Source organism: Sinorhizobium fredii NGR234, from assembly GCF_000018545.1.
Classification (GTDB): domain Bacteria; phylum Pseudomonadota; class Alphaproteobacteria; order Rhizobiales; family Rhizobiaceae; genus Sinorhizobium; species Sinorhizobium fredii_A.
The window spans coordinates 1,847,034-1,872,539 of record NC_012587.1 but is presented as its reverse complement, the minus strand read 5'-3'; the positions used below and the strand labels follow the sequence as shown (position 1 = coordinate 1,872,539).

Here is a 25,506-nt window from a genome sequence, read left to right as displayed (position 1 = left end):
ATCACAGGTTGTTTGACATGCAGATTCAATGCTCTGCAGTCATTTCCTTCAAAAGAGAATCAGCGCTGCTGTATTGCCGAGTTGGGAGAAACGCGCCGTGACGGATACATTTTTTGCCGGCCTGCCCGAACTCGTACCTGGGTCAGTGTGGCTCGTCGGTGCTGGACCCGGCGACCCGGGCCTCTTGACGCTGCATGCCGCCAATGCGCTCCGGCAGGCGGATGTGATCGTCCACGATGCGCTGGTGAATGCCGATTGCCTGAAGCTCGCCAAGCCGGGCGCTGCACTGGAGTTTGCCGGCAAACGCGGCGGCAAGCCGTCGCCGAAGCAGCGCGACATCTCGCTCCGTCTCGTCGAACTCGCGCGCGCCGGGCTCAGGGTACTGCGCCTCAAGGGCGGCGATCCCTTTGTGTTCGGCCGCGGTGGCGAGGAAGCCTTGACGCTCGTCGAGCATGGCATCCCGTTCCGTATCGTGCCGGGCATCACCGCAGGTATCGGCGGACTTGCCTATGCCGGCATTCCGGTGACCCACCGGGAGGTCAATCATGCGGTCACATTCCTCACCGGGCACGATTCCTCCGGCGTGGTGCCGGACCGGATCAACTGGGGGGGCATCGCCAAGGGGTCGCCGGTGATCGTCATGTACATGGCGATGAAGCATATCGGCCAGATTTCGGCGAACCTCATCGCCGCCGGCCGCTCGCCTGACGAGCCGGTCGCCTTCGTCTGCAACGCAGCGACGCCCGAGCAGGTGGTGCTCGAGACGACGCTTTCCCGTGCCGAGGCCGACGTTACGGCTTCGGGGCTGGAGCCGCCGGCAATCGTCGTCGTCGGTGAAGTCGTTCGGCTGCGCCCGTCGCTCGACTGGCTGGGCGCGCTCAATGGCCGTGCGCTTGTCGCCGATCCGTTCCTAAGCCGCGTACACCGGAACCCGGCATGAGCGGTCTGATGATTGCCGCCCCGAGCTCCGGCTCGGGCAAGACGACGGTGACGCTCGGCCTGTTGCGGGCGCTGGCGCGGCGGGGATTCCCCATAGCGCCGGGCAAAGCAGGCCCTGATTATATCGATCCGGCTTTCCATACGGCCGCAAGCGGCAAGCCCTGTCTCAACTATGATCCCTGGGCGATGCGGACGGAACTGCTCCGCGCCAACGCCGCGGCCGCGACGAAAGACGCCTCCACCCTCATCGTCGAGGCGATGATGGGGCTCTATGACGGTGCTGCGGACGGCACGGGATCGCCGGCGGACCTCGCCGCGACGCTTGGGCTGGCGGTGGTCCTGGTTGTCGACTGCGCTCGTCTTTCCCATTCGGTCGCGGCGCTGGTACGCGGCTATAGCGATCACCGCGACGATGTGCGCGTCGCCGGCGTCATTCTGAACCGCGTCGGCAGCGACCGCCACGAGGCGATGCTGCGCGATGCGCTCGACCGCGCTTCCGTGCCGATTTTCGGCGTGCTGCGCCAGGATGGTGCGTTGACGCTTCCGGAACGGCATCTCGGCCTCGTCCAGGCCGGCGAGCACGGGACGCTCGAAGCCTTCATCGACCACGCGGCAATGCGCGTCGCGTCGGGCTGCGATGTCGATGCCATTCTCGCCAACGCGTCTCCCTTGCGCACCGCTTCGCCCTCGGAAGCCAGGACGCTGCGGCCGCTCGGCCAGCGGATCGCCATCGCCCGCGACGTCGCCTTCGCCTTCAGTTACGAGCATCTGTTCTCCGGTTGGCTGAGGCAGGGCGCGGAAATTTCCTTCTTTTCACCGCTTGGCGACGAAGCGCCCGATGTCGGCGCCGATGCCATCTATCTGCCCGGCGGCTATCCGGAACTGCACACCGAGTTGCTCGCCGGTGCTTCGCACTTCCGCGCTTCGATGCATGCTGCAGCCGGGCGGGGCGCGCGTGTCTTCGGGGAGTGCGGCGGTTACATGGCGCTGGGCGAGGGGCTTGTCGCCGCGGACGGTAGACGCTACGAGATGCTCGGGCTGTTGCCGCTCGTCACCAGTTTTGCGGAGCGCAAGCGGCATCTCGGCTATCGGCGCGTCGCGCCGTTCGACACCGGGTTTTTCGAGGGAGCGATGACGGCGCACGAATTTCACTATTCGACCATCGTTTCCGAAGGGCAGGCCGAGCCGCTCTTTGCCGTCGAGGATGCGGCAGGCGTCGATCTCGGCCGTGCCGGCCTTCGCCGCGGCAACGTTGCCGGCTCCTTCATGCATCTGATCGACCTTTCGGAGTGACGATGTCCGCCCCGATCGTCCACGGCGGCGCAATCACCGAGGCCGCGGCCCGTTTCGGCGGCGCTCCGGACGACTGGCTCGACCTTTCGACCGGCATCAACCCGTGCCCGGTCGCACTGCCCGAGATCGACGCGCGGGCCTGGCATCGCTTGCCGGATCGGCACCTGGAGGAGGCAACGCGCGCTGCCGCGCAGGGCTATTACAGGACCGGCAAGCTTCTGCCGCTGCCGGTACCTGGCACCCAGGCTGTCATCCAGTTGCTGCCGCGGCTCGCCGCTCCGGGCAGGCACGCCGCCATTTTCTCGCCGACCTATGGCGAATATGCGCGCGTCTTGAAGGCGACGGGCTTTGTCGTCGATCCCGTCGCACGCGCCGATGACCTTTCGGCGGCGCACGGCATCGTGGTTCTCGTAAATCCCAACAACCCGACCGGCCGACTCTTCCTGCCCGACGAAATTCTGGCCATGGCAACGGCGCTGAAGGCGCATGGCGGTCTCCTCGTCGTCGACGAGGCGTTCGGGGATCTGGAGCCGGAGGCAAGCGTTGCGCCACATGTCGCCGCCCATGACAACCTTGTCGTCTTTCGTTCCTTCGGGAAGTTCTTCGGTCTTGCAGGCCTGCGGCTTGGCTTCGTCGTCGCCGGCTCGACGATCATCGAATCCTTCCGCGAATGGCTCGGCCCGTGGGCCGTTTCCGGCCCGGCGCTCGCCGTTTCTGCGAAGCTTTTGGAAAGCGACACGAAACCGATCAGGGATGCCATCCTCCAGCGCAATGAGGCACTTCACGCGGTGCTTTGCGGCGCCGGCCTCAATGTCGTCGGGGGTACCGGCCTCTTTGCGCTCGTCGACCATGAACGGGCAAACGATCTTCATGCGGGCCTATGCCGGGAGCGCATTCTGACGCGCAAGTTCGACTACGATCGGCGCTGGTTGCGAATCGGCCTGGCGGCGGACGCGGATGGCGACCGTCGTCTTGCGGAAGCCTTGCGCCGAGCAGGAGTGTAGATGTCGATCGAAATATTTCTCGTTCTCGTTGTCGCCCTGATTATCGATCGTCTCGTCGGCGATCCGGACTGGCTCTGGGAGCGGCTGACGCATCCGGTGGTGTTCTTCGGGAAGGCGATCGGCGTTTTCGACGAGGCGCTCAATCGCGGCGCGGACGGTGGCTGGCTGAAGATGCGGGGCGTTGCGACGATCCTCATTCTCCTCGCGGCAAGCATCCTGCTCGGTGTGGTGCTCAATCGTCTGTTCGATGTTCTCGGCGCTGTTGGCTTCATCCTCGAGGCGATCACCGTTGCCGTTTTCCTAGCCCAGAAGAGCCTCGCCGATCACGTTCGCCGGGTCGCTGACGGCTTGCGCAGTAATGGTCTGGAAGGGGGACGGGAGGCCGTGTCGATGATCGTCGGCCGCGATCCCAAAACGCTCGACGAGCCCGGCGTTTGCCGGGCAGCGATCGAAAGCCTTGCGGAAAATTTTTCCGATGGTGTCGTCGCGCCCGCCCTCTGGTATGCGGTGGCGGGGCTTCCCGGCCTCCTTGCCTACAAGATGCTGAACACGGCCGATTCGATGATCGGCCATAAAAGCCCGAAATATCTTCATTTCGGCTGGGCTTCGGCGCGGCTCGACGACCTCGCCAACCTGCCGGCCGCACGACTTTCGGTGTTCCTGATTGCCGCCGGAGCCCGTTTCAAGCGCGGCGTCGAGGCGGCAAAGGCCGCAATCGACGTGGCAAAGCGCGACCATGGCTTTCACCGCTCGCCCAATTCCGGCTGGCCCGAGGCGGCGATGGCGGGCGCGCTCGATATTCAGCTTGCCGGTCCGCGTGTTTACGGTGGGGTCACGGTGGACGAGCCGATGATCAACGGCGCCGGCCGGGCCATTGCAACGGCAGACGATATCGACGCCGCCGTGGCGGTCTTCTATCGTGCCTGCACCACGCTTGCTGCGGCCTCCGCCGTATTGGTCCTGCCCTTCCTGCTTTTGTGAGTATCCAGCCGCCGGAGACGACGATGCCCTCTGATTTATGGATCGCTCGCTCCGGCCCCAAACCTCTGATCATAGCGCACCGCGGCGGTGCCGCCCTTGCCGCTGAGAATACCGTAGAGGCGCTGCAGGCCGCCGCGTGCTGCGGGGCGGATGCCATCGAGACGGACATTCGCCTCACGAAGGACGGCACCTTCGTTTGCATGCACGATGATGACCTTCGGCGACTGTGCGGCAATGCACGCGCCGTTTCGGACGTCGACCTCGCAACGCTGCGGCACCTGCTGCCGGCGACGATGACGCTGCGAGAGGCGCTGGCGGCCTCCGGTTCCTTGGGCGTGCTCCTGGATATCAAGCTTGCCGATCCGCGGCAGGTCGGGCGCATCCTCGACGAGGTTGCCGGTGCGCATGCTGCCGGGCGAACGATGCTGGGCCTGCGCAGCCTCGAACTCATCGCCGCCGCACGTTCCGCCAGAGAAGACATAGCCATTCTCGCTTTTCTGGAGGAGCCTGACGCCGCGCGTCGGGCGCGGGACGCCGGCGCAGACTGGTTCAGGCTTTGGCAGGGCGATGCGAGCCCTGAGCGTTCGGCGCTCGTTCGTCGTGCCGGCCTGCATCTGGCGATCATGGTCGGTCAGCCACGCTCAACGCCGTTACCCGAATACCCGCCGTTTCCGGTTGGCCTTATTGACCGGGAAGGGCTTGAGCGCCTTCGACCGATCGGACCCGAGGCGATCCTGCTGGATGACCCGCGTCTGGCGGCGGGATGCTTCGGACAGGGCCTGCCCCCTGGGTCTGATCAGCAGTCGATGCCGGCATGACGCGTCAGGCGGCGGCTGTCCGGCACGATCACCCGGCGGCTGTTCTCGACGCGGATCACCCCTTCCTTGCGCAGCTTCGTGATCTGGCGGCTCACCGTTTCGATGGTCAAACCGAGATAGTCGGCGATATCGGCCCGCGACAAAGGCAGGTCGAATTCCTTGGCCGCGCCCTTCTCTGGATCAACATGGGTGGCGATGAGATAGAGGAAGCTCGCGACCTTTTCCTGGGCCGTCTTGCGGCCCAGGGTCAACATCCAGTCGCGCGCCTCGTCCAGCTCCTTGAGCGCCTGTTCGTGCAGCCGGTGCTCGAGACCGGGCGCTTCGCCGACGAGGCGTTCGATAACCGCGCGCGGAAAGGCGCAGACGTCGGTGTCGGTCGCCGCTTCCGCGCTCAAGGCGCTCTCCCGCATGAACGGGCGGCCCATGAAGTCGGGGGCGAATTGCAGCCCGACGATCTGCTGGCGGCCGTCGGAAAGCATCTTGCTGAGCTTCACCACGCCGCGAATGATGTTTGCATAGTTGTTCGCTGCTTCGCCCTGGCCGATCATCTCGCTGCCTGGCTCGACGCGCCGACGCGCCGCATGGCGGCTGAGTTCGGTGAGCTGGCTCGCTGTCAACGTGCCGCAAACGCCGCCGTGGCGCGCCTCGCACGCGGCGCAGATGACGGGAATGTCGGAATTGTGGATGTCCTTGCGACTATGTTCGACCACGATCTGCATCTCTAACTGCCTCGCCGTTTGTCACCAGCAAAAGGGGAACGTCCCGGTTAAATCAAGTCTAGACGTGTATGAATCCGCGAAGCGCGAAACTATGTCTCAGGCGGAACTGACGAATGTCAATTTACCGGCTTTGGCTGGCGATCACTTGATCCAGATCAAAAAGCGCCACGGCCGGTGCGGGCGCGGGGCCGTTTTCGACGGATATCTGGGCTCTCGGACACACGGTTTCCGTTTGGCAACACCATTTTTCGAATCTGAGTGGCAAAAGGCCGGGAGGCATTGGCTTTTGCGGTGCATTTTTCTATAGGGATCGCCAAGACTCGATTTTCAAGAGGTAAGCGCGTGACAGCTACATTCGACAAGGTTGCCGACATCATTGCGGAAACGAGCGAGATCGACCGCGAAACGATCAAGCCGGAAAGCCATACGATCGACGATCTCGGCATTGACAGCCTGGACTTCCTCGACATCGTCTTTGCGATCGACAAGGAATTCGGCATCAAGATTCCGCTCGAGCAGTGGACCCAGGAAGTCAACGAAGGCAAGGTGTCGACCGAGGAATACTTCGTGCTGAAGAACCTCTGTGCCAAGATCGACGAGCTTCGGGCGGCCAAGGCCTGATCGCCTCTGCGCTGATACGGTTCGACCCGTCTACCGATGCCGCCTGAAGCGTCCTTCGCTTGACAGGCGGCATCGGCATTTTTACTTGAGCCCGAAACGAACGGGATGGGCGCTCATGCTCCTTGAATATTTCCAGATGATCGACCGGATCGAAACGGTCGATCTCGCGGCGGGCCGGCTGACGGCTCGGTCCGTCGTTCCGGAGAAAAGCCCGGTGTTCGAGGGGCATTTCCCGGGCTATCCGCTGGTTCCCGGCGTGCTCTTGATCGAGACGATGGCGCAGGCCTCCGGCTTTCTCGTGCTTGCCGCCACGAAATTCGTGGCAATGCCCTTCCTGATGTCGGTCGACGGCGCCAAGATGCGCACCTTCGTCGAGCCTTCAGCCGAGCTCGAAATCGAAGCATTTCTCGAGCACGAGGGCTCGGGCTTCGCGGTCACCAAGGCCAGGATCAACTCGGGCGGCAAGAAGATCTGCGACGCCCAGCTCAAGCTCAGGACGATGCCATTCGATCAGGTGCCGCTCGGCGAGATCGTCCGCAAGCGGGCCGACGAAGTGGGATTGATGGCCGCGACGGCCGCTTCGGAGAAGTAAGATGACCAAATCCGCAAACGACGTTGTGATCACCGGCGTCGGCATTGTGACGAGTCAGGGCGTCGGTGCCGAGCCGCATGTGGCCTTGCTGAATGCCGTCGAACCGCCGAAGGCTCGGGTCGAGACGGAGCGCTTCGCGCCCTATCCGGTCCATCCTCTGCCGGAGATCGATTGGTCGCAGCAGATCGCCAAGCGCGGCGATCAGCGGCAGATGGAGAACTGGCAGCGCCTTGGCGTCTTCGCAGCCGGTCTTGCACTGGACGATGCGGGGCTCAAGGACAATCTCGAAGCCTGCGGCAGCATGGACATGATCGTCGCTGCCGGCGGCGGCGAGCGCGACATCAATGTCGACTCGCTGATCGTCGACGAGGGCCTGAAGCGCAACGATCGCGAACAGCTTCTGAACGAGAAGCTGACGACGGAGCTCCGCCCGACGCTGTTTCTTGCCCAACTCTCCAACCTGCTGGCCGGCAATATTTCGATCGTCCACAAGGTGACGGGCTCGTCGCGCACCTTCATGGGCGAGGAAGCGGCCGGCATTTCGGCGATCGAAACCGCCTTTGCCCGCATCAAGGCCGGGCAGTCGACGCATACGCTCGTCGGCGGCGCCTTTTCTGCCGAGCGTCTCGATATCCTCCTGTTGATCGAAGCCATCCAGGGCCATGCCCTCGGTGAGTGGCACCCGATCTGGTCGCGCAAGCGGGGGAACGGCGGCGGCATGATCCTGGGTTCCGTCGGCGCCTTCCTCGTTCTGGAGTCGCGCCAATACGCCGAGGCCCGCGGCGCCCGCATCTATGCCACGATCGATGCGATCGAAGGCGATCGGGGTAACCGCGAGGACGGCAGGCTCGAAGCAAGGCTCAGGGATCTGGCGCGGCCGGGCGCGGAACTCGAGCCGCAGTCGACCGTGGTCTTTTCCGGCACCAGCGGCTTTCATGATCTTGCGCAGCGCGAGAAGGCCTTCCTCGATACCGAGCTTTCCGGACGGCCGGTCCGTGCCTATGGCGGTCTCGTCGGTCACGGCATTGAGGCTCAGTTCCCGGTCGGTATGGCCTTTGCAGCACTTTCGATCGGGCATGCGGCCAAGGTGCCGCCCTTCGACCCCGCCGAAGCGCCGATGACGGCGCCTGTCAGGGCCGCGATCGTCACGACTATCGGCCATGCCCGCGGCGAAGGGATCGCCGTGCTGTCCGCGGAATAAGGAGCTCGAGCATGAGCAAGGCTTACACCGATCACCTCGACCGTCCGATCGTCGCCGTTACCGGCATGGGCGTCATCACCTCGCTCGGGCAGGGGCTGGAGGACAATTGGGCGGCGCTCAGCGGCGGCGTTTCGGGCATTCACAAGATTACCCGCTTTCCGACCGAGGGGCTTTCGACCCGTATCAGCGGCACGGTCGACTTCATTGAAATTCCAGCCGAGAACGCCGTCGAACGCTCCTACGCCATGGCGCGCGAGACGACACTGGAAGCGCTCGCGCAGGCCGGGCTTTCCGGCGATTTCAACGGCCCGCTGTTCCTGGCTGCGCCGCCGATCGAACCGGAGTGGAACGCGCGCTTCGAACTCGCGGACCGGGCGCCCGCCTCGGAGCGGCCGGGCGACGCCTATAACCGTTTCCTCGCCGCCATGCGCCAGAAGGCCGACCCGATCTTCCACGAGGCGGTGCTGTTCGGCTCGATCTCCGAACGGCTCGCCGATCGGTTTGGGACACGCGGCCTGCCGGTGACGCTGTCGACGGCCTGCGCTTCGGGCGCCACCGCCATCCAGCTCGGCGTCGAGGCGATCCGTCAGGGCCGCACCGATCGGGCCCTGACGGTTGCGACCGACGGCTCCGTCAGTGCCGAGGCGCTGATCCGCTTCTCGCTGCTTTCGGCGCTGTCGACACAGAACGAACCGCCGGAAAAGGCATCGAAGCCCTTCACCAAGGATCGCGACGGCTTCGTGATCGCCGAAGGCGCCGCCACCCTGGTGCTCGAATCGCTCGAAGCGGCGATTGCCCGCGGCGCCCGGGTCTATGGCATTCTGAAGGGCTGCGGTGAAAAGGCCGATCTCTTCCACCGCACACGCTCCTCGCCCGATGGCGGGCCGGCGATCGCGACGATCCGCGCCGCACTCGCCGACGCCGGCATCGATGAAACCGGCATCGGCTACATCAATGCGCACGGCACCTCGACGCCGGAGAACGACAAGATGGAATATTTGTCGATGTCGGCCGTCTTCGGCGAACGGCTGCCGTCGATCCCGGTGTCGTCGAACAAGTCTATGATCGGCCACACGCTGACGGCCGCAGGGGCGGTCGAGGCGGTTTTCTCGATCCAGACGATGCTCACCGGCACCCTGCCGCCGACCATCAACTACCAGAACCCGGACCCGGCGATCGTCCTCGATGTCGTGCCGAACGCGAAGCGCAGCCAGCAGGTCACTGCCGTGCTGTCGAATTCCTTCGGCTTCGGCGGCCAGAACGCCAGCCTGGTGATGACTGCCGAGCCGGCCTAGGAATGGCGCAAGCTCCACCCCCTCTGGCCTGCCGGCCATCTCCCCCACAAGGGGGGAGAAACGGTGGGGTTGGCGGCTCGCTCCGCTTGAAACGCTGCTACAAGCGGAGGTCCTGGTTGAGAGGCGGAAAGCATGCCACATCTATTCTCCCCCTTGTGGGGGAGATGGCCGGCAGGCCAGAGGGGGTAGGACGAGCGCGCTACATGCCATGGAAGTCCGCACCGCCTAGCCGCACGACAATTGAAAATACTCAAAGGAAAGACCATGCGCGCCCTGCAACTGCTCGATGACCGCAAGCTCGAAATCACCGACCTGCCGGAGCCGGAGGCGCCCGGTCCCGGCGAGGTGACGCTCCGGGTCAAGGCGGTGGCGCTCAACCATATCGACGTCTGGGGCTGGCGCGGCATGGCCTTTGCCAAGCGCAAGATGCCGCTGGTCATCGGTGCGGAAGCATCCGGCGTCGTCGAGAGTATCGGACCGGGTGTTGCGAGCGTTCTGCCGGGCCAGCTCGTTTCGATTTATGGCGCACGCACCTGCGGCCTCTGCCGTCCCTGCAAGGAGGGGCGCGACAATCTGTGCGAGCATGTCGGCGGCGTGCACGGCTTCCACCTCGACGGTTTCGCCCAGGAGAAGATCAATCTGCCGGCGCGCCTGCTGGTGCCGGCGCCCCCCGGTGTCGACGCGGTCGGCGCGGCGCTTGCTCCGGTCACGTTCGGTACCGTCGAGCACATGCTGTTCGACAATGCCAAGCTCGAGCCGGGCGAGACGATCCTCGTCCACGCCGGCGGTTCCGGTATCGGCTCGGCGGCGATCCAGCTCGCCAAGAAGATCGGCTGCACCGTCATCACCACGGTCGGCTCGGACGACAAGATCGAGAAGGCGAGGGCGCTCGGCGCTGATCATGTCATCAACTACCGCACCGACCGCTTCGAGGGCGTGGTGCGCAAGCTCACCAGGAAGAAGGGCGTCGACGTCGTCTTCGAGCATGTCGGCAAGGACACCTGGGCGGGCTCGATGCTGTCGATGAAGCGGGGCGGCCGGCTCGTCACCTGCGGCTCGACCTCAGGCGTGTCGACCGACATGAACCTGATGATGCTCTTCCAGCAGCAGTTGAAGCTGCTCGGCTCGTTCGGCTGCCGCATGGAGAACATGGCGAACGCCATGCAGAAGATGGCGCGCGGTCTCGTTCATCCTGTCATCGATACGGAGGTCGGTCTGACCGACATCGATCGGGCGCTCGAACGGATGGAGTCGCGCCAGATCTTCGGCAAGATCATCCTGCGGATGGATTGATACCGGTGCGGATGCTGATCACACGGCTGGTGCTCGCTGCCGATCGCTTCCGGCAATGGCTGATCGCGCAGCTCGTCTTTCTGCTGCTCAATGTCCTGAAGCTTTTCCCGGCGGATGCGGCGATCAATTTCATGGATCGTGTCGCGCGCTGGATCGGGCCGAAGACAAGCCGCCATAAACTGACGCTCACCAATCTGCGCAATGCCTTTCCGGAAAAGAGCGACGCCTGGATAGAGGCGATCGCGCTCGAAAGCTGGGGCAATATGGGTCGGCTCGCCGCCGAATATGTCTTCCTTGACCGGTTGTTCGACTTCGATCCACACCGCCCGGAGCCGGGCAGGGTGGAGGTCTCGGGCATTCCGCTCTTCCTGGAACTGCGCGACAATCCGCGGCCCTTCATCGTCTTCACGGCGCATAGCGGCAATTTCGAAATGCTGCCGGTGGCGGGGTCCGCTTTTGGACTGGACGTGACTGTCCTCTTCCGGCCGCCGAACAATCCCTACATGGCGGAGAAGGTCTTCGAGTTCCGCAAGGAGCGGATGGGCAGCCTCGTGCCGTCCCATGCGGGCTCTTCCTTTGCGCTCGCCCGCCAGCTCGAACGCGGCGGCGCCGTTGGCGTGCTGGTCGACCAGAAGTTCCGCAAGGGGCTGAAGACGAAGTTTTTCGGACAGGATGTCCAGACCAATCCGCTGCTCGCCAAACTGGTCCGCCAGTTCAACTGCGAGGTCTATCCGGCCCGTTGCGTCCGTCTCCCCGGCGGCCGCTTCCGCCTGGAACTGGAACCGGCCGTCGAAATCCCCCGTAGGGCCGATGGCAGCGTCGACGTCAACGCAACGGCGCAGATGCTGAACGACAAGGTCGAGAGCTGGGTCCGCGAATATCCGGGCCAATGGCTCTGGTATCACGACCGCTGGCGTATCAAGGGCAATCTCTGAGCCGATCGGTTATTTGCGGACGGGAGCTGTGAGCCGCGAAGCGCATATCGGATCGCGCTTCGACCTGCCTGCCGCGCCGCGTCCCAATCTCTCGGAGCGTTGCGAATATCGGGTTGCCCTCAATTCCGAACGGTGTCCGCTAATATTCGGCGTCGGAAACGTTTGCGGCCGATTGCCGCTTTCCTTCTGCTGTTGAACGACCATACGATGCGTGTACACTCTTCGTGGGCCTAGGGACGTGGAAGGTGCAACGCGGTTTCGCGTCGCATCAGGGGTTGGTACTTAGAAATTTTCAGCTGCACTAACTCGTCTGGACGCATTGGCGCGGCCTTGGCCGCGGGATGAGGTTTTCAAATTGAACGAATTGATTGAGCTGTTTTGGTTCAAGTATTCGCAGTTGCAGTATGCGGTAAAGATCGCGGACGACCATCTGATCGGTATCCTCGATCGTGAACTTGAGCCAATTCTGAGGGCCGTCTACTCCGAGAAGGCCGCCAGCGTCGAAGACGCCCGCCTGCAGTTCCAGTTTCTCGTGGACCTGTTGCGTTCCGAGGCGGACGACATCGCCTGTGTGCTGCGCCATTCGCGATTGCTCAAATCGCTGATCGACCGCTATCTTGCGGCAACGCGAACCGTCGACCTCGCCGGGCTCGATCTCGACCTGGCCCCGAAACTGCCGACGAAGGGACGCGCCGACGAGGAATTGCTAAACGAGGCGATTCTCGACTGTCTTCCCGACCGTGTCGCGGTCATTACGCCGGATTACCGGTATCTCTACACCAATGCCGCGCATGCGAGCCATCTGGAACGACGGCCGATGGACCTGGTTGGACGGCATGTCGTCGAGTTCATCGGCCTTCAGCGATTCGAACAGCGCGTCAGGCTCCATCTCGACCGCTGCTTCGCCGGCGAGGTAATCGATTACACCTTTGCCAAGACCGTCGATGGCCGCACGGTCGTCGTTCGCTGCCGCATGACACCCTGCCGATCATGCGCCGGCAAGCTCATCGGCGCCATCCTCGTCATTCAGGAACATGCCGACCGGCGCAGGGCGGTGGCCGCCTGACCGGCATGATGCCTTCGCTCAGGCCGGCAGTGTATCCGGCTGCTCGCCCTCGTGCCGCGCGAGAATGCCGCGCAGGCATTCCTGTTCGAAGGCAATGTGCCGACGCACATTCGTGAAGAAGCCGCGCAGCATGTAGCCGGCGGTTTCGGCATTGGCGCTCGCGTCCGCCGCCCCGAGCCGCGCCAGCATCTCGGCTAACTCCTCCGCGTAGCACTCGTCCTCGCAATGCTCGTATTTCAGCTCTTCGAGCATGGCGGCCAGGTCCGGATCGTCGCCGTGCCGTCTTTCGAGACAGGCAAAGACCAGCCGCTCCTCACCGGCGTGCAGTTCCCGGAGCAGGGGGCCAAGCATTCTTGCGGCATAGGCGCAGATCTCCCGGTCGATGTCCGGAAGGGTATCGGCGATGGCCTCCAGGCTGTCGCAGAGCGCCAATTGGTCCTTGTGAGCCTCCGCAAGCCAGGCGAACGGCTCGGCGGCAGCCACTTTCGGCGTTCGCGACTGCGCGCCTTGAGAAGGCGCGAGTCCCTTGATTGTAAGCAAAATAAACCTCCACCTCCGGTGGAGGACTGGACGCGTTCTACATTGTGATTGAGAGACCTCCGTGCTTGGACCGCTAGGCTGGCCGAGACATAGAACGGAGGTTTTATGGATGAACGATCGCAATCACACGCGACGTGGGACTGCAAATACCATGTGGTCTTTTCAAGTAAATACCGAACGAAACGTCTTTACGGTGACTTGCGCCGTGAATTGGGTGACCTTTTGCATCGGCTTGCTCTGCAAAAGGATTGCCGGATCGAGGAAGGGCACCTTATGCCCGACCATGTGCATATGCTGATCTCGATCCCGCCGAAGTACTCGGTGTCGCACATTGTGGGCTTCCTGAAGGGCAAGACAGCCCTTTACGTGGCCAACAAATATGCCCGCAAGCGGCGCTACAAAGGCTATCACTTTTGGGCGCGTGGGTACTTCGTCTCAACGGCTGGCTATGATGAGCAGGTCGTCAGACGCTATATCCGTAATCAAGAAAAGGCCGACAAAGCTTCCGACTTTGCCGACCTCTTTAACCGTAGCTACTAACTTATAGCAAAACCGCTTCTAGCGGTTCAAGCGCAGCGTTTCAAACCTCCACCTCTGGTGGAGGTCGTGACTTCTCGTTATCATGCGCTCAGGTCCCGTCCAGCATCTCTTCACGTCGCGGCCCTCCACGACAGGGAAGATGCGGCAGTGCGCCGTACCTAACCTTGATCTGAATCAAGGCAGGGGATGGATGATTCCGACAAATCTCCAGCCGCGTTGGCCGACGCGCGACCATGTGCGCGATGGCCGGCAGGTGGAAAAGTTGGGGGTCCAACAATGAAATATACGGTGGAGACGATCCTGCTCGGTGTCGGCGCCTTCCTGGCGCTGGTAGGGGCCGGTTTCGCTGAGGATCGCTTTTTTGCAGCGCATATGTGGGTGCTGTTCTTCGCGCTGTTCGGCGGCACGATCGTGCTGATGCGGCGGGTCGATTTTCGCCCCGCCATTTCGGGGCACGCGCCGCAGCGGCAGGAATATTTCGACGAGGTGGTGAAGTACGGCGTGATTGCCACGGTTTTCTGGGGCGCCGTCGGGTTCCTCGTCGGCGTCGTCGTGGCGCTGCAACTCGCCTTTCCCGACCTCAATATCGAGCCGTGGTTCAACTTCGGCCGCGTCCGGCCGCTGCACACCTCAGCGGTCATTTTCGCATTCGGCGGCAATGCTCTGATTGCGACCTCCCTCTATGTCGTGCAACGCACCAGCCGCGCCCGGCTTTTCGGCGGCAATCTCGGCTGGTTCGTCTTCTGGGGCTACCAGCTCTTCATCGTGCTTGCCGCCACCGGCTATCTGCTCGGGATCACCCAGGGGCGCGAATATGCGGAACCGGAATGGTACGTCGACCTCTGGCTGACGATCGTATGGGTCGCCTACCTCATTGTCTTCCTGGGCACGATCCTGGTGCGCAAGGAGCCGCACATCTATGTGGCGAACTGGTTCTATCTCGCCTTCATCGTGACGATCGCCTTGCTCCACATCGTCAACAACCTGGCGGTGCCGGTCTCGTTCCTCGGCTCGAAGAGCTATTCCGCCTTCGCGGGCGTGCAGGATGCGCTGACGCAATGGTGGTACGGCCACAACGCCGTCGGCTTCTTCCTGACGGCCGGCTTCCTGGCGATGATGTACTACTTCATCCCCAAGCAGGTGAACCGTCCGGTCTATTCCTACCGGCTGTCGATCATCCACTTCTGGTCGCTGATCTTCATGTATATCTGGGCCGGTCCCCATCACCTCCATTATACGGCGCTGCCGGACTGGGCGCAGACGCTCGGCATGGTCTTTTCCGTGATGCTCTGGATGCCCTCCTGGGGCGGCATGATCAACGGCCTGATGACGCTGTCGGGAGCCTGGGACAAGGTCCGCACCGACCCCATCGTCCGCATGATGGTGATGGCCGTCGCCTTCTACGGCATGGCGACCTTCGAAGGCCCGATGATGTCGATCAAGACCGTCAATTCGCTAAGCCACTACACCGATTGGACGATTGGCCACGTGCACTCGGGCGCGCTCGGTTGGAACGGCCTGATCACCTTCGGTGCCATCTATTACCTGGTGCCGAAGCTCTGGAACCGCGAGCGGCTCTACAGCCTGCGCATGGTCAACTGGCACTTCTGGCTCGCCACCCTCGGCATCGTCGTCTACGCCGCCACCATGTGGGTCGCCGGCATCCAGCAAGGGCTGATGTGGCGCGAATACGATGACCAGGGCTTCCTCGTCTATTCCTTCGCGGAATCGGTCGCGGCGATGTTGCCCTATTACGTCATGCGTGCCGCCGGGGGTGCCCTGTTCTTCGCCGGCGCGCTCATCATGGCCTTCAACGTAACAATGACGATCCTCGGTCGTGTCCGCGACGAGGCCTCGATCCTCGATGCCGCGGCGCTGCCAGCGGCTGCGGAATAGGAGGGGAGACCCATGTCCATTCTCGACAAACACGCGCTATTCGAACGCAATGCGACGCTGCTGCTCGTCGGTTCCCTGCTCGTCGTCTCGATCGGCGGCATCGTCGAAATCGCTCCGCTCTTCTACCTCGAGAACACCATCGAGAAGGTCGAGGGTATGCGGCCTTATTCGCCGCTGGAGCTTGCCGGTCGCGATATCTATGTCCGCGAGGGCTGCTATGTCTGTCACAGCCAGATGATCCGGCCGTTCCGCGATGAGGTTGAGCGCTACGGTCATTATTCGCTGGCGGCGGAGTCGATGTACGACCATCCCTTCCAGTGGGGCTCGAAACGCACCGGTCCGGACCTCGCCCGCGTCGGCGCGCGCTATTCCAACGAATGGCACGTCCAGCACATGATCGAGCCGCGCTCGGTCGTGCCGGAATCGGTCATGCCGAGCTACGCCTTCCTGAAGGAGACGCCGCTCGAGGTGAAGAACGTTGCTGCGAGCATCGAGGCGAACAGGGCGGTTGGCGTCCCCTACACGGACGAGATGATCGACACCGCGCTGGCGGACGTCAAAGCGCAAGCCGATCCGAATGCGGACACATCCGGCCTCGAGGCGCGCTACCCCAAGGCCAAGCTCGGTGATTTCGACGGCGATCCGCAAAAGCTGACCGAGATGGATGCGCTTGTCGCCTATCTGCAGATGCTCGGCACGCTCGTCGATTTCTCCACCTATGACGACACGACCGGCTATCGCTGAGCGGGGAACTGACATGGAAACCTATACCGCCATGCGCCATTTCGCCGACAGCTGGGCTCTCCTTGGCATGACGCTCTTCTTTCTCGGCGTCGTCGCTTTCATCTTCCGGCCTGGCGCCAAGGCGGCCGCCAACCAGGCCGCTGCCATACCCTTCAATCACGATGTGATCGGCTCCGAGCCAGGGCGGCATGCGGGCGGAAAACCGTTGCACACTTTTCCTCATGCCGCTCGAAAGGAGGACTGATCATGGCGGACAAGCATATCGACGAGATCAGCGGCGTCGAAACCACCGGCCACGAATGGGATGGCATTCGCGAACTCAACAATCCGATGCCGCGCTGGTGGGTCTATACGTTCTACGCCACGATCCTCTGGGGGGTCGGTTATGCCGTCGCCTATCCCTCGATCCCGCTGCTCACGGATGCGACCAAGGGCATGCTCGGGTTCTCCAGCCGCGCCGAGGTCAGCACGGAGCTTGCCAATGCCAAGGCAGCGCAGGCAGGGAGTCTTGAGCGCATCGCGTCCAGTTCGCTAGACGAAATCATCGCCGACCCGCAACTTCAGCAATTCGCGGCGGCAGGCGGTGCGTCGGCCTTCAAAGTCAACTGTGCCCAGTGCCACGGTTCCGGGGCGGCCGGCGCCAAGGGCTTCCCGAACCTCAACGACGACGAGTGGCTTTGGGGCGGCAAGCCCGAGGACATCTATCTGACGATCGCGCATGGCATCCGTCACAGCGGCGATGCGGAAACGCGTGTCTCCGAGATGCCCTCCTTCGCGGAGATGCTGACACACGAAGAGATGCGCGAGACCGCGGCCTACGTCGTCAGTCTCAGTGGTACGTCGTCCGATCTGGCGCTTGTTACGAACGGAAAGCAGCTCTTCGCGGACAACTGCTCCGCCTGCCACGGCGCGGATGCGAAGGGCAACCGCGAGATGGGCGCACCCAATTTGGCGGACGCAATCTGGTTGAACGAGGAGGGCGAGCAGGCGATCGTCAACCAGATGAAAGCGCCGAAGCATGGCGTCATGCCCGCGTGGCTGCCTCGCATCGGCGACACGGCAGTCAAGCAACTCGCGGTCTTCGTCCACTCGCTTGGCGGCGGCGAGTAGCGAGCCGTCCGAACAGCTTCCCTCATGCGTTGGCTGCACGTCCCCTCAGGGCGTGCGGCTTTTCTGTGCGCAATTCAAAAGGAGATGCTAAACTTTTCTCGTGGCCGGCCACTCATCAATAATCTGTCGTTTGCCGGTCAGCACCTGCGTTTCCGGAGCCGCTCCATTGCAGGTTTGCCGTTGTGGCGGCGGTCATTCGAGAGGAGGAGCGAGATGTCACAGGAATGGCCCATGTTCATCCTGCAGTGCATCGTCGTCTTCGGCCTCGTCAGCGCACTTTTCATCCGTTTCGGCGAATGAAAGTGCGCTCCCTGCCAGTTGAACTTATTGCTTGGACCAGACCGCCAGCTCGTAGCCATCCGGATCGGTAAAGTGAAAGCGCCGGCCGCCGGGGAAGGCGAAGATCGGCTTGAGGATCCTGCCGCCGGCGCTCTCGACACGGGTTTGAGCGTCCTCCAGGTCATCGGCATAGATGATGACGAGCGGCCCGCCGCTGCGGACCGGACCGAGCGTCGTGAAGCCGCCGGTCAGCCGGCCGTCCGCGAACTCGCAATATTCCGGACCGTAATCGGTGAAGGTCCAGCCGAACGCGCTGCCGTAGAAGGCCTTGCTCGCCGCGATGTCGGCAACATTGAACTCGATATAGTCGATGCGTCGGTCGCTACCGATCATGGCATGTCCTTTCTCGTCTTTGGTCGTTCTTGATCTTTTTCCAGAATGGTCTTCAAGGCGGCGAGATCCTTTTCCACCCAGGCGGCGTCGGTCGCGAATTGCTCGTCGCTCATGCCGGTTTGCCTCAAAATAGTGAACATCACTTCCGCGCCATCGCCATTCGGCACGACCCGCAGCGCGTTGTGGACCTTCGCGCCGTTCTCGAGCGTCACGAGATGATCGACGACGCCGAACTCATTGTCGGGAGCAAAGCGGACGCGGGCGTTGCCGAGCGGTCCAGGCGCGATCCATTCGTCGCCGTCACGGGTGAGCCCCGAAGAGAGCCCGGAGGCCCAAAGCGGCATCTTCGCGTGGTCGGCCATGAAGGCATAGACATCGCGCCAGTCCCGCTCGATCGAGACATGAATTATTCTGGCGGCCATCGTGGTCATGCGTCTCTCCGTTTTCAGCCTGGTTAGCACCTCACTGCGCCGCGGTCCTGGATGAAACGGCCATCTCCTTCGAGCTTACGGTGCCTGCCTCAATGCGCCGTTCGACGGCGCCTGACCATCCTACAGCGAGAAGTAGGCAGAAAGGAGTGGCTTGTCGTCAAAGATGCGACGCGGACTTATCGACGCACCGCTGGCATTCGGCCGCAGACTTGACGCAGATCAAGGTTTGAGACGGGCGAAATCGGTGATGACAGAGGCGATCATGAAATAATCCGGAATCCATGGATGCATCCCCGATCCCTCGCCAAAGCTCAGACGATCGAAAGACTGGAAGCCGAACCGGTCAATGCCGCGCGCGTTCGCAAGCCCCTCTACGAAAAGCGCAGGAAAGTCTTTCCAAAGCGGGCCGAGGGACGTTTTCGCCGCTTCAAGTGGCTCGTCATGCTGGCGACGCTCGGCATCTATTACCTGACGCCGTGGATCCGCTGGGATCGCGGCGCCCATGCGCCGGATCAGGCCGTCCTCGTCGACCTTGCGGCACGGCGCTTCTATTTCTTCTTCATCGAGATCTGGCCGCAGGAGTTCTTCTTCGTCGCCGGGCTGCTGGTCATGGCGGGCCTCGGTCTTTTCCTCGTGACTTCCGCCGTCGGCCGGGCCTGGTGCGGCTATGCCTGTCCGCAGACGGTATGGGTCGATCTCTTCCTGGTCATCGAACGCTTCATCGAAGGCGACCGCAACGCGCGAATGCGGCTCAATGCGGGTCCCTGGACGCTCGACAAGTTCTCCAAACGCATTGCCAAGCATGCAATCTGGCTCGTCATCGGCGTGGCGACCGGCGGCGCCTGGATCTTCTATTTCGCCGATGCTCCATCGCTGCTCAGGAGTTTCGTCACGTTCGAAGCGCCCCCCGTCGCCTATTTCACCGTAGCGATCCTGACGGCCACGACCTACGTCTTCGGCGGGCTGATGCGCGAGCAGGTCTGCACCTATATGTGCCCCTGGCCGCGCATCCAGGCGACGATGCTGGACGAGAATTCGCTGGTCGTCACCTATAACGACTGGCGCGGCGAACCGCGCTCGCGCCATGCCAAGAAGGCAGCGGCAGCCGGCGAGGTCGTCGGCGATTGCGTCGATTGCAATGCCTGCGTCGCGGTCTGTCCGATGGGTATCGACATACGCGACGGCCAGCAGCTCGAATGCATCACCTGCGCACTCTGCATCGACGCTTGCGACGGCGTGATGGACAAGCTCGGCCGCGAGCGCGGGCTGATCTCCTATGCGACGCTCAGCGACTATGCCGCCAATATGGCGCTTGCGACCAACAAGGGGGCGGCGGCGATCGACCCGAGGCGCGTCCGCGACACGAACGGCACCTTCGTGGACGCGGTCAGGCATTTCGACTGGCGCATCGTCTTCCGCACCCGCGTTCTCCTCTATTTCGCCGTCTGGGCAGCGATGGGGCTCGGCCTGGTCTATGGGCTCGCATCGCGTGACCGGCTCGAACTCAACGTGCTGCACGATCGAAATCCGCAATATGTCGTCGAGTCCGATGGTTCGGTGCGCAACGGCTACATGGTCAAGCTGCTCAACATGATCCCTGAGCGGCGCACCATTACCCTTGCGATCGAGGGCATGCCATCGGCGCGGATGCAGCTTGCCGGCCACGCCGGCGATGGCCGGAGCTTCGCGATCGACGTCGATCCGGACAAGGTGACCGCGCTCAAGGTTTTCGTGACGCTGCCCAAGGAAAACCTCGCCGAGGCGGATGCCGGCTTCACATTGATTGCCGACGATCCGTTGAGCCGTGAGCAGGACGCGTACCGGGCGAATTTCAACCGGGCCGCACCAGAAAGATAGGACGCACATGACCCATCATTCGAGCAAGCAGCGTCAATTCACCGGTTGGCACATGATCGCCGTGATGGCCTTGTTCTTCGGGACCATCATCTCCGTCAACTTCGTCATGGCCTGGAATGCCAGCCGAAGCTGGAGCGGCCTCGTCGTCGAGAACACCTATATCGCCAGCCAGCAGTTCAACGGCAAGGTCGCCGAGACTCGAGCATTTCAGGCAAGCGGCATCACCGGTCGGCTGACCGCCGAGCCGGGCGGGATTCGCTACGTCGTGACGTACAACGGCTTACCGGTGAAACAGATCGACAGGGTCGTCGTCGTGTTCAAGCGGCCGGTCGAGGAGCATGAGGATCTTCGCGTCGAGCTCGATCGGCAGGACGAGGGCACTTTCCTCGTCACCGAAAGTCTGAAGCCCGGCCAATGGATCGCCGATGTGACGGCGATGTCCGGCGACGCCGTCGTCTACCGCCAGGCCATCCGCTTCATCGCCCCGGGAGACGTCAAATGAGCTGCTGCGCGCCTGGCGCCGAAATCACGACGGTTGCCGAAGGGGGGCAGGCGCAGCCCGCCTCCGAAGAGCTCTGGCTTGCGAGCCGAAGCCTCGGAGGCGGGTTGCTCCAGACGGATCTCAGCGTCCCCGGGGTCCACTGCGGCGCCTGCATCAGCACGATTGAGAGCGCGTTGCGCGCCAGACCCGAGGTCGAGCGCGCCCGTGTCAATCTCTCCTCGCGCCGCGTTTCGATCGTGTGGAAGGAAGAGGTTGGCGGTCACCGCAGCGAACCCCGCGAATTCGTCAGCGCGATCACGGCTTGCGGTTACCAGGCGCATCTCCTTTCATCCGGCGAAGACGAAGGCGATGAGCTGCTCAAGCAATTGATCCGCGCCGTGGCAGTATCCGGCTTTGCGGCAACCAACATCATGCTGCTCTCCGTCTCCGTCTGGTCCGGGGCGGATGCGGCCACCCGCGATCTGTTCCATTGGATTTCGGCGATGATCGCGGCACCGACGCTGGTCTATGCCGGCCGCTTCTTCTACCAGTCGGCCTGGAACGCCCTTCGCCATGGACGCACCAACATGGACGTGCCGATCGCGCTGGCGGTGACGCTGTCCTACGGTATGTCGCTCTACGAAACGATCGGCCATGGCGAGCATGCCTGGTTCGATGCGTCCGTAACCTTGCTGTTTTTCCTGCTGATCGGCCGGACCCTCGACCACATGATGCGGGGGCGGGCGCGGTCCGCCATCAGCGGTCTGGCACGTCTGTCGCCACGCGGCGCGACGGTCGTTCACCCCGATGGCACGCGCGAATACCGTGCCGTCGACGAGATCAGGCCGGGCGAACGGCTGATGATCGCCGCCGGCGAGCGAATTCCGGTCGACGGGCGCGTGCTTTTCGGCAGCAGCGATCTCGATCGCTCCGTCGTCAACGGCGAGAGTGCGCCCATCACGGTCGGAGCGGGCGATCTCGTCCAGGCCGGGACGCTCAACCTGACGGGCCCGCTGACCTTGGAGACGACCGCTGCGGCGCGCGATTCCTTTCTCGCCGAGATCATGGGGCTGATGGAGGCGGCCGAAGGGGGCCGGGCCCGTTATCGCCGCATCGCCGACCGGGCGGCGCGCTACTATTCGCCGGCCGTCCATCTGCTGGCGCTTCTAACTTTCATCGGCTGGATGCTGGTGGAGGGTGACGTCCGCCATGCCATGCTGATTGCGGTTGCGGTGCTGATCATCACCTGCCCCTGCGCGCTCGGGCTGGCGGTGCCGGTGGTGCAAGTGGTTGCGGCCGGGCGCCTTTTCCAGGGCGGGGTGATGGTCAAGGACGGTTCTGCCATGGAGCGGCTTGCCGAGATCGACACGGTGCTTCTCGACAAAACCGGAACTCTCACCCTCGGCGAGCCGCGCCTCGTCAACGCGCATGAGATTGCGCGTGGCGTGCTGGCAACCGCCGCTGCACTCGCCGCGCATTCTCGCCATCCGATCGCGGTCGCCTTGCACGATGCGGCCCGTAGCTCTCATCTGGAAGGCGAGATCAGCGAAATTCCGGGCGCAGGCATCGAGGCCAAGACGGCGAACGGTGTCTATCGGCTCGGCAGCCGCAGCTTCGCCTGTGGCACCATCGGCGTCTCGAGCGGGTTGCCCGAAGCGATCCTCTCGCTCGGCGGCCAGGAGCTCGCCTGTTTCCGCTTCGAAGATCGCCTCCGCCCCGGCGCGCGCGAGAGCATCGCGGCGCTGCATGAACTGGGACTTGCGACCGGCATTCTTTCCGGCGACCGCGAGCCGGTCGTGGCGGAGATCGGCCGCAGGCTCGGCATTGCCAACTGGCGTGCAGAGCTCTCGCCGCGCGGCAAGGTTGATGCCGTCGCCGCGGGCGGGCGGCGGGTGTTGATGGTCGGCGACGGCATCAACGATGCGCCGGCCCTTCGCGCCGCCCATGTTTCGATGGCCCCGGCGACGGCCGCCGACGTCGGCCGCCAGGCCGCCGATTTCGTCTTCATGCACCAGCCATTGACCGCCATTCCCTTCGCCATCGAGACCTCGCGTCGCGCCGGCCGGCTGATCCGGCAGAATTTCGCCCTCGCAATCGGCTACAACCTGATCGCCGTACCCATCGCCATTCTCGGTTACGCGACGCCACTGGTGGCAGCAGTGGCGATGTCCACCTCATCGGTGATCGTCGTCGCGAATGCCTTGAGATTGCGAAGCCTCGGTTCGGCAACGGCCAGCGAGCCGCCTGCCTCCCTTTTGCAGCCGGCAGGAAGCGCCCGATGAACACGCTCGCCTATCTCATCCCGATCGCCCTGTTGCTCGGCAGTCTCAGTCTCGCGGCCTTTCTCTGGGCGCTGAAGAGCGGCCAGTATGAGGATCTCGACGGCGCCTCATGGCGGGTGCTCGACGATGGCGATGGCAAGCCGGACAGGCATTGATTTTGTCAGGAACGGCTTGTCGTAAATCGATTTGAGTGCCAAAACAGCCTCCTTCGCTGCATGTCCCATGCACCCGCTCTTCCTGGGCCACCGGACTTGCGCAATTCAATTCGAAGGGGCCGGCACGCACGCGAATCGTCGCCCGTGCATGGCTCTCCTGTCCAATGGAGGAAGCACGTGTCACAGGCGGAAATCGGCCTAATCGGCCTCGGCGTCATGGGATCGAACCTGGCGCTCAACATCGCTGAAAAAGGCAACAAAATCGCCGTTTTCAACCGCACGGTTGACGCGACGCGGAAATTCTACGCGGAGGCCGGCGCGCTCAAGGAGCAGATCGTCCCTTGCGAGACGATCGAGGAATTCGTCGCGGCGATCCGTCCGCCGCGGCCGATCATCATCATGATCAAGGCCGGCGATCCGGTCGACCAGCAGATGCAGGCGTTGAAGTCGCATCTTTCGGCGGGCGACATCATGATCGACGCGGGCAATGCGAATTTCCGCGACACGATGCGCCGCTTCGACACGCTGAAGGATAGCGGCCTCACCTTCATCGGCATGGGTGTATCCGGTGGCGAGGAGGGCGCCCGCCATGGTCCTTCGATCATGGTCGGCGGCACCGAGGAATCCTACCGCCGCGTCGAGAAGGTGCTGACCTCGATCGCTGCGAAATATGACAATGATCCCTGCGTTGCCTGGCTCGGAGAAAACGGGGCGGGGCACTTCGTCAAGACGATCCACAACGGCATCGAATATGCCGACATGCAGATGATCGCCGAGATCTACGGCATCCTGCGCGACGGGCTGAAGATGACGGCGCAGGAGATCGGCGAAGTCTTCGGCGCCTGGAACAAGGGCCGGCTCAATTCCTACCTGATCGAGATCACCGAGAAGGTATTGAAGGCCGCCGATCCGCTGACCGGCAAGCCGATCGTCGACCTGATCCTCGACAAGGCCGGCCAGAAGGGCACCGGCAAATGGTCGGTGATCGAGGCGCAGAACATGGGCGTTCCGGCGACCGCCATCGAAGCGGCCGTCGCCGCCCGCAGCATCTCCTCGATGAAGGAGGAGCGCGAAGCGGCTGAGAAGATCCTTGGCCTGCCGCCGGTCGGCGAATTCAAGGTTGCCGACAGGCGGGCCTTCATCAAGGACCTGGAAAGCGCACTGCTGGCCGCCAAGATCGGCGCTTATGCGCAGGGCTTTGCGGTGATGTCGGCCGCCTCGAGGGAATTCGGCTGGAACCTGCCCATGCCCGTTATCGCCAGGATCTGGCGCGCCGGCTGCATCATCCGCTCGCAATTTCTCGACGAAATCACTACCGCCTTCACCAAGGCGCCTGATGCAGCCAACCTGATCGTCACGCCTGCTTTCGCTTCCATGGTCAAGGAAACCGATGCAGCACTCCGCCGCGTCGTCTCCGCGGCGGTGCTCGGCGGCCTGCCGGTGCCGGCACTCGCCTCGGCCCTCGGCTATTTCGACAGCTACCGCCGCGGCCGCGGCACGGCGAACGTGATCCAGGCGCAACGCGACTTCTTCGGCGCCCACGGCTTCGACCGCGTCGACGGCGCCGACAGCCACCATGGGCCGTGGGGCAGCGGGCTGAACGCTTAGGGACGTCACCCGTGCGCGGAGGGCGGCTTTGGCCGCCCTCTTTGCGACAAGCTCGGGCAAGCCAAGGCGTCTACGTTCCGGTGCGGGAATAACGAGAAGCAAGCATGAAATTCAGAGTCATCGAGGGCGGCAAGGCGATCGAAGCTGCAATCACGGTCGGATCAACGACCATTCGCGCCGAGGCGGAGCGGCGCATGACGGCCGCCGGTTATGACCAGTGGCGGGTCCGAAACCTGGCCACCGGGGCGCCGATTCCGCGGCCGATCCAATATCTGAAGATGCAGATCGATTTCGTTGCCGAGAAACTCGAACAGCTCAATCCGATGCCGGCGGATTTTACCGACGACAAATATTGGCCAGCCGCAAGCACTTGAAGAGCAGGGCCGCGATGAAGCGCTCCGGCAGCTTGCAGAGAGTTCCACCAAAGCAACCC

At 63.3% G+C, this 25,506-nt stretch carries 26 protein-coding genes and 1 pseudogene; 23 read left to right on the top strand and 4 right to left on the bottom strand.

The annotated features are described in order from the left end of the window. Positions 1-97: 97 nt before the first annotated feature. From cobA to NGR_RS20290, 5 genes are read left to right on the top strand one after another with little or no spacing between them, the layout of a single operon-like run. The gene (gene cobA / locus NGR_RS20310) at positions 98-940 is read left to right on the top strand and encodes a uroporphyrinogen-III C-methyltransferase (RefSeq protein WP_012708345.1); all 843 of its coding nucleotides are present in this window, start codon (positions 98-100) and stop codon (positions 938-940) included. Then, the gene (locus tag NGR_RS20305) at positions 937-2,232 is read left to right on the top strand and encodes a cobyrinate a,c-diamide synthase (RefSeq protein WP_012708344.1); all 1,296 of its coding nucleotides are present in this window, start codon (positions 937-939) and stop codon (positions 2,230-2,232) included. Before cobA ends, NGR_RS20305 begins: the two co-directional genes overlap by 4 nt. Before the next feature lie 2 nt (positions 2,233-2,234). Continuing rightward, positions 2,235-3,236: a threonine-phosphate decarboxylase CobD gene (cobD, locus tag NGR_RS20300; RefSeq protein ID WP_012708343.1), complete on the top strand. Its 1,002-nt coding sequence runs from the start codon at positions 2,235-2,237 to the stop codon at positions 3,234-3,236. Next, positions 3,237-4,217: an adenosylcobinamide-phosphate synthase CbiB gene (cbiB, locus tag NGR_RS20295; RefSeq protein WP_012708342.1), complete on the top strand. Its 981-nt coding sequence runs from the start codon at positions 3,237-3,239 to the stop codon at positions 4,215-4,217. Between the two features lie 23 nt (positions 4,218-4,240). Then, positions 4,241-5,035: a glycerophosphodiester phosphodiesterase gene (locus NGR_RS20290; protein WP_012708341.1), complete on the top strand. Its 795-nt coding sequence runs from the start codon at positions 4,241-4,243 to the stop codon at positions 5,033-5,035. On the opposite strand, the gene NGR_RS20285 is transcribed toward NGR_RS20290, so the two are convergent. Then, on the bottom strand, positions 5,014-5,754 hold the full coding sequence (locus NGR_RS20285; RefSeq protein WP_012708340.1) for a Crp/Fnr family transcriptional regulator: 741 nt from the start codon (positions 5,752-5,754) through the stop codon (positions 5,014-5,016). The genes NGR_RS20290 and NGR_RS20285 overlap by 22 nt on opposite strands. 342 nt (positions 5,755-6,096) lie before the next feature. Between NGR_RS20285 and NGR_RS20280 the strand changes: the two genes are divergently transcribed. From NGR_RS20280 to NGR_RS20250, 7 genes are all read left to right on the top strand, one after another. Further along, on the top strand, positions 6,097-6,375 hold the full coding sequence (locus NGR_RS20280) for an acyl carrier protein (RefSeq protein WP_012708338.1): 279 nt from the start codon (positions 6,097-6,099) through the stop codon (positions 6,373-6,375). Positions 6,376-6,490: 115 nt separating this feature from the next. Further along, positions 6,491-6,967 carry a 3-hydroxyacyl-ACP dehydratase FabZ family protein gene (locus NGR_RS20275; RefSeq protein ID WP_012708337.1) on the top strand — a complete coding sequence of 159 codons (477 nt, stop codon included), beginning with the start codon at positions 6,491-6,493 and terminating at the stop codon, positions 6,965-6,967. A 1-nt stretch (position 6,968) separates the two neighbouring features. Then, complete coding sequence (locus tag NGR_RS20270; protein ID WP_012708336.1) at positions 6,969-8,168, top strand: beta-ketoacyl-ACP synthase; 1,200 nt, start codon at positions 6,969-6,971, stop codon at positions 8,166-8,168. An 11-nt stretch (positions 8,169-8,179) separates the two neighbouring features. Continuing rightward, positions 8,180-9,463: a beta-ketoacyl-ACP synthase gene (locus NGR_RS20265; protein ID WP_012708335.1), complete on the top strand. Its 1,284-nt coding sequence runs from the start codon at positions 8,180-8,182 to the stop codon at positions 9,461-9,463. Between the two features lie 264 nt (positions 9,464-9,727). Then, positions 9,728-10,756 carry a zinc-binding dehydrogenase gene (locus NGR_RS20260; RefSeq protein ID WP_012708334.1) on the top strand — a complete coding sequence of 343 codons (1,029 nt, stop codon included), beginning with the start codon at positions 9,728-9,730 and terminating at the stop codon, positions 10,754-10,756. A gap of 11 nt (positions 10,757-10,767) precedes the next feature. Continuing rightward, entirely contained in the window at positions 10,768-11,691 is a 924-nt protein-coding gene (locus tag NGR_RS20255; RefSeq protein ID WP_164924629.1) for a lipid A biosynthesis lauroyl acyltransferase, read from the top strand. A 355-nt stretch (positions 11,692-12,046) separates the two neighbouring features. Next, positions 12,047-12,757, top strand: coding sequence for a PAS domain-containing protein (locus NGR_RS20250; protein WP_012708332.1), 711 nt, complete (start codon positions 12,047-12,049; stop codon positions 12,755-12,757). A gap of 18 nt (positions 12,758-12,775) precedes the next feature. On the opposite strand, the gene NGR_RS20245 is transcribed toward NGR_RS20250, so the two are convergent. Continuing rightward, positions 12,776-13,297, bottom strand: coding sequence for a hemerythrin domain-containing protein (locus tag NGR_RS20245; RefSeq protein WP_012708331.1), 522 nt, complete (start codon positions 13,295-13,297; stop codon positions 12,776-12,778). A gap of 105 nt (positions 13,298-13,402) precedes the next feature. Between NGR_RS20245 and tnpA the strand changes: the two genes are divergently transcribed. The 5 genes and pseudogenes from tnpA (at position 13,403) to ccoP (ending at position 17,587) form a co-directional block, all read left to right on the top strand. Next, complete coding sequence (tnpA, locus tag NGR_RS20240; RefSeq protein ID WP_012706922.1) at positions 13,403-13,837, top strand: IS200/IS605 family transposase; 435 nt, start codon at positions 13,403-13,405, stop codon at positions 13,835-13,837. Positions 13,838-14,113: 276 nt separating this feature from the next. Further along, positions 14,114-15,733: a cytochrome-c oxidase, cbb3-type subunit I gene (gene ccoN / locus NGR_RS20235; protein ID WP_012708330.1), complete on the top strand. Its 1,620-nt coding sequence runs from the start codon at positions 14,114-14,116 to the stop codon at positions 15,731-15,733. A gap of 12 nt (positions 15,734-15,745) precedes the next feature. After that, on the top strand, positions 15,746-16,477 hold the full coding sequence (gene ccoO, locus NGR_RS20230; RefSeq protein ID WP_012708329.1) for a cytochrome-c oxidase, cbb3-type subunit II: 732 nt from the start codon (positions 15,746-15,748) through the stop codon (positions 16,475-16,477). Positions 16,478-16,490: 13 nt separating this feature from the next. Further along, positions 16,491-16,640 (top strand): annotated as a pseudogene (locus NGR_RS33185) (cbb3-type cytochrome c oxidase subunit 3); the annotation flags it as partial. Positions 16,641-16,723: 83 nt separating this feature from the next. Beyond that, on the top strand, positions 16,724-17,587 hold the full coding sequence (gene ccoP, locus NGR_RS20220; protein ID WP_012708328.1) for a cytochrome-c oxidase, cbb3-type subunit III: 864 nt from the start codon (positions 16,724-16,726) through the stop codon (positions 17,585-17,587). A 324-nt stretch (positions 17,588-17,911) separates the two neighbouring features. Here the strand turns inward: ccoP and NGR_RS20215 are convergent, their stop codons facing one another. Both NGR_RS20215 and NGR_RS20210 read right to left on the bottom strand, forming a co-directional pair. Further along, on the bottom strand, positions 17,912-18,259 hold the full coding sequence (locus tag NGR_RS20215) for a VOC family protein (protein ID WP_012708326.1): 348 nt from the start codon (positions 18,257-18,259) through the stop codon (positions 17,912-17,914). Then, positions 18,256-18,690 carry a polyketide cyclase gene (locus tag NGR_RS20210; protein ID WP_012708325.1) on the bottom strand — a complete coding sequence of 145 codons (435 nt, stop codon included), beginning with the start codon at positions 18,688-18,690 and terminating at the stop codon, positions 18,256-18,258. Before NGR_RS20210 ends, NGR_RS20215 begins: the two co-directional genes overlap by 4 nt. A gap of 285 nt (positions 18,691-18,975) precedes the next feature. Here NGR_RS20210 and ccoG point away from each other — a divergent pair, with 285 nt between their 5' ends. From ccoG to NGR_RS20180, 6 genes are all read left to right on the top strand, one after another. Next, complete coding sequence (gene ccoG, locus NGR_RS20205; RefSeq protein ID WP_012708324.1) at positions 18,976-20,547, top strand: cytochrome c oxidase accessory protein CcoG; 1,572 nt, start codon at positions 18,976-18,978, stop codon at positions 20,545-20,547. A 7-nt stretch (positions 20,548-20,554) separates the two neighbouring features. Next, positions 20,555-21,049, top strand: a complete 495-nt coding sequence (locus NGR_RS20200) for a FixH family protein (RefSeq protein ID WP_012708323.1) — start codon at positions 20,555-20,557, stop codon at positions 21,047-21,049. After that, on the top strand, positions 21,046-23,310 hold the full coding sequence (locus tag NGR_RS20195) for a cation-translocating P-type ATPase (protein WP_012708322.1): 2,265 nt from the start codon (positions 21,046-21,048) through the stop codon (positions 23,308-23,310). Before NGR_RS20200 ends, NGR_RS20195 begins: the two co-directional genes overlap by 4 nt. Continuing rightward, complete coding sequence (gene ccoS / locus NGR_RS20190) at positions 23,307-23,465, top strand: cbb3-type cytochrome oxidase assembly protein CcoS (RefSeq protein WP_012708321.1); 159 nt, start codon at positions 23,307-23,309, stop codon at positions 23,463-23,465. Before NGR_RS20195 ends, ccoS begins: the two co-directional genes overlap by 4 nt. 177 nt (positions 23,466-23,642) lie before the next feature. Further along, positions 23,643-25,073 (top strand): NADP-dependent phosphogluconate dehydrogenase, encoded by a 1,431-nt coding sequence (gene gndA, locus NGR_RS20185; RefSeq protein WP_012708320.1) that lies wholly within the window; start codon positions 23,643-23,645, stop codon positions 25,071-25,073. A 104-nt stretch (positions 25,074-25,177) separates the two neighbouring features. Then, the gene (locus tag NGR_RS20180; RefSeq protein ID WP_012708319.1) at positions 25,178-25,447 is read left to right on the top strand and encodes a hypothetical protein; all 270 of its coding nucleotides are present in this window, start codon (positions 25,178-25,180) and stop codon (positions 25,445-25,447) included. Positions 25,448-25,506: the final 59 nt, after the last annotated feature.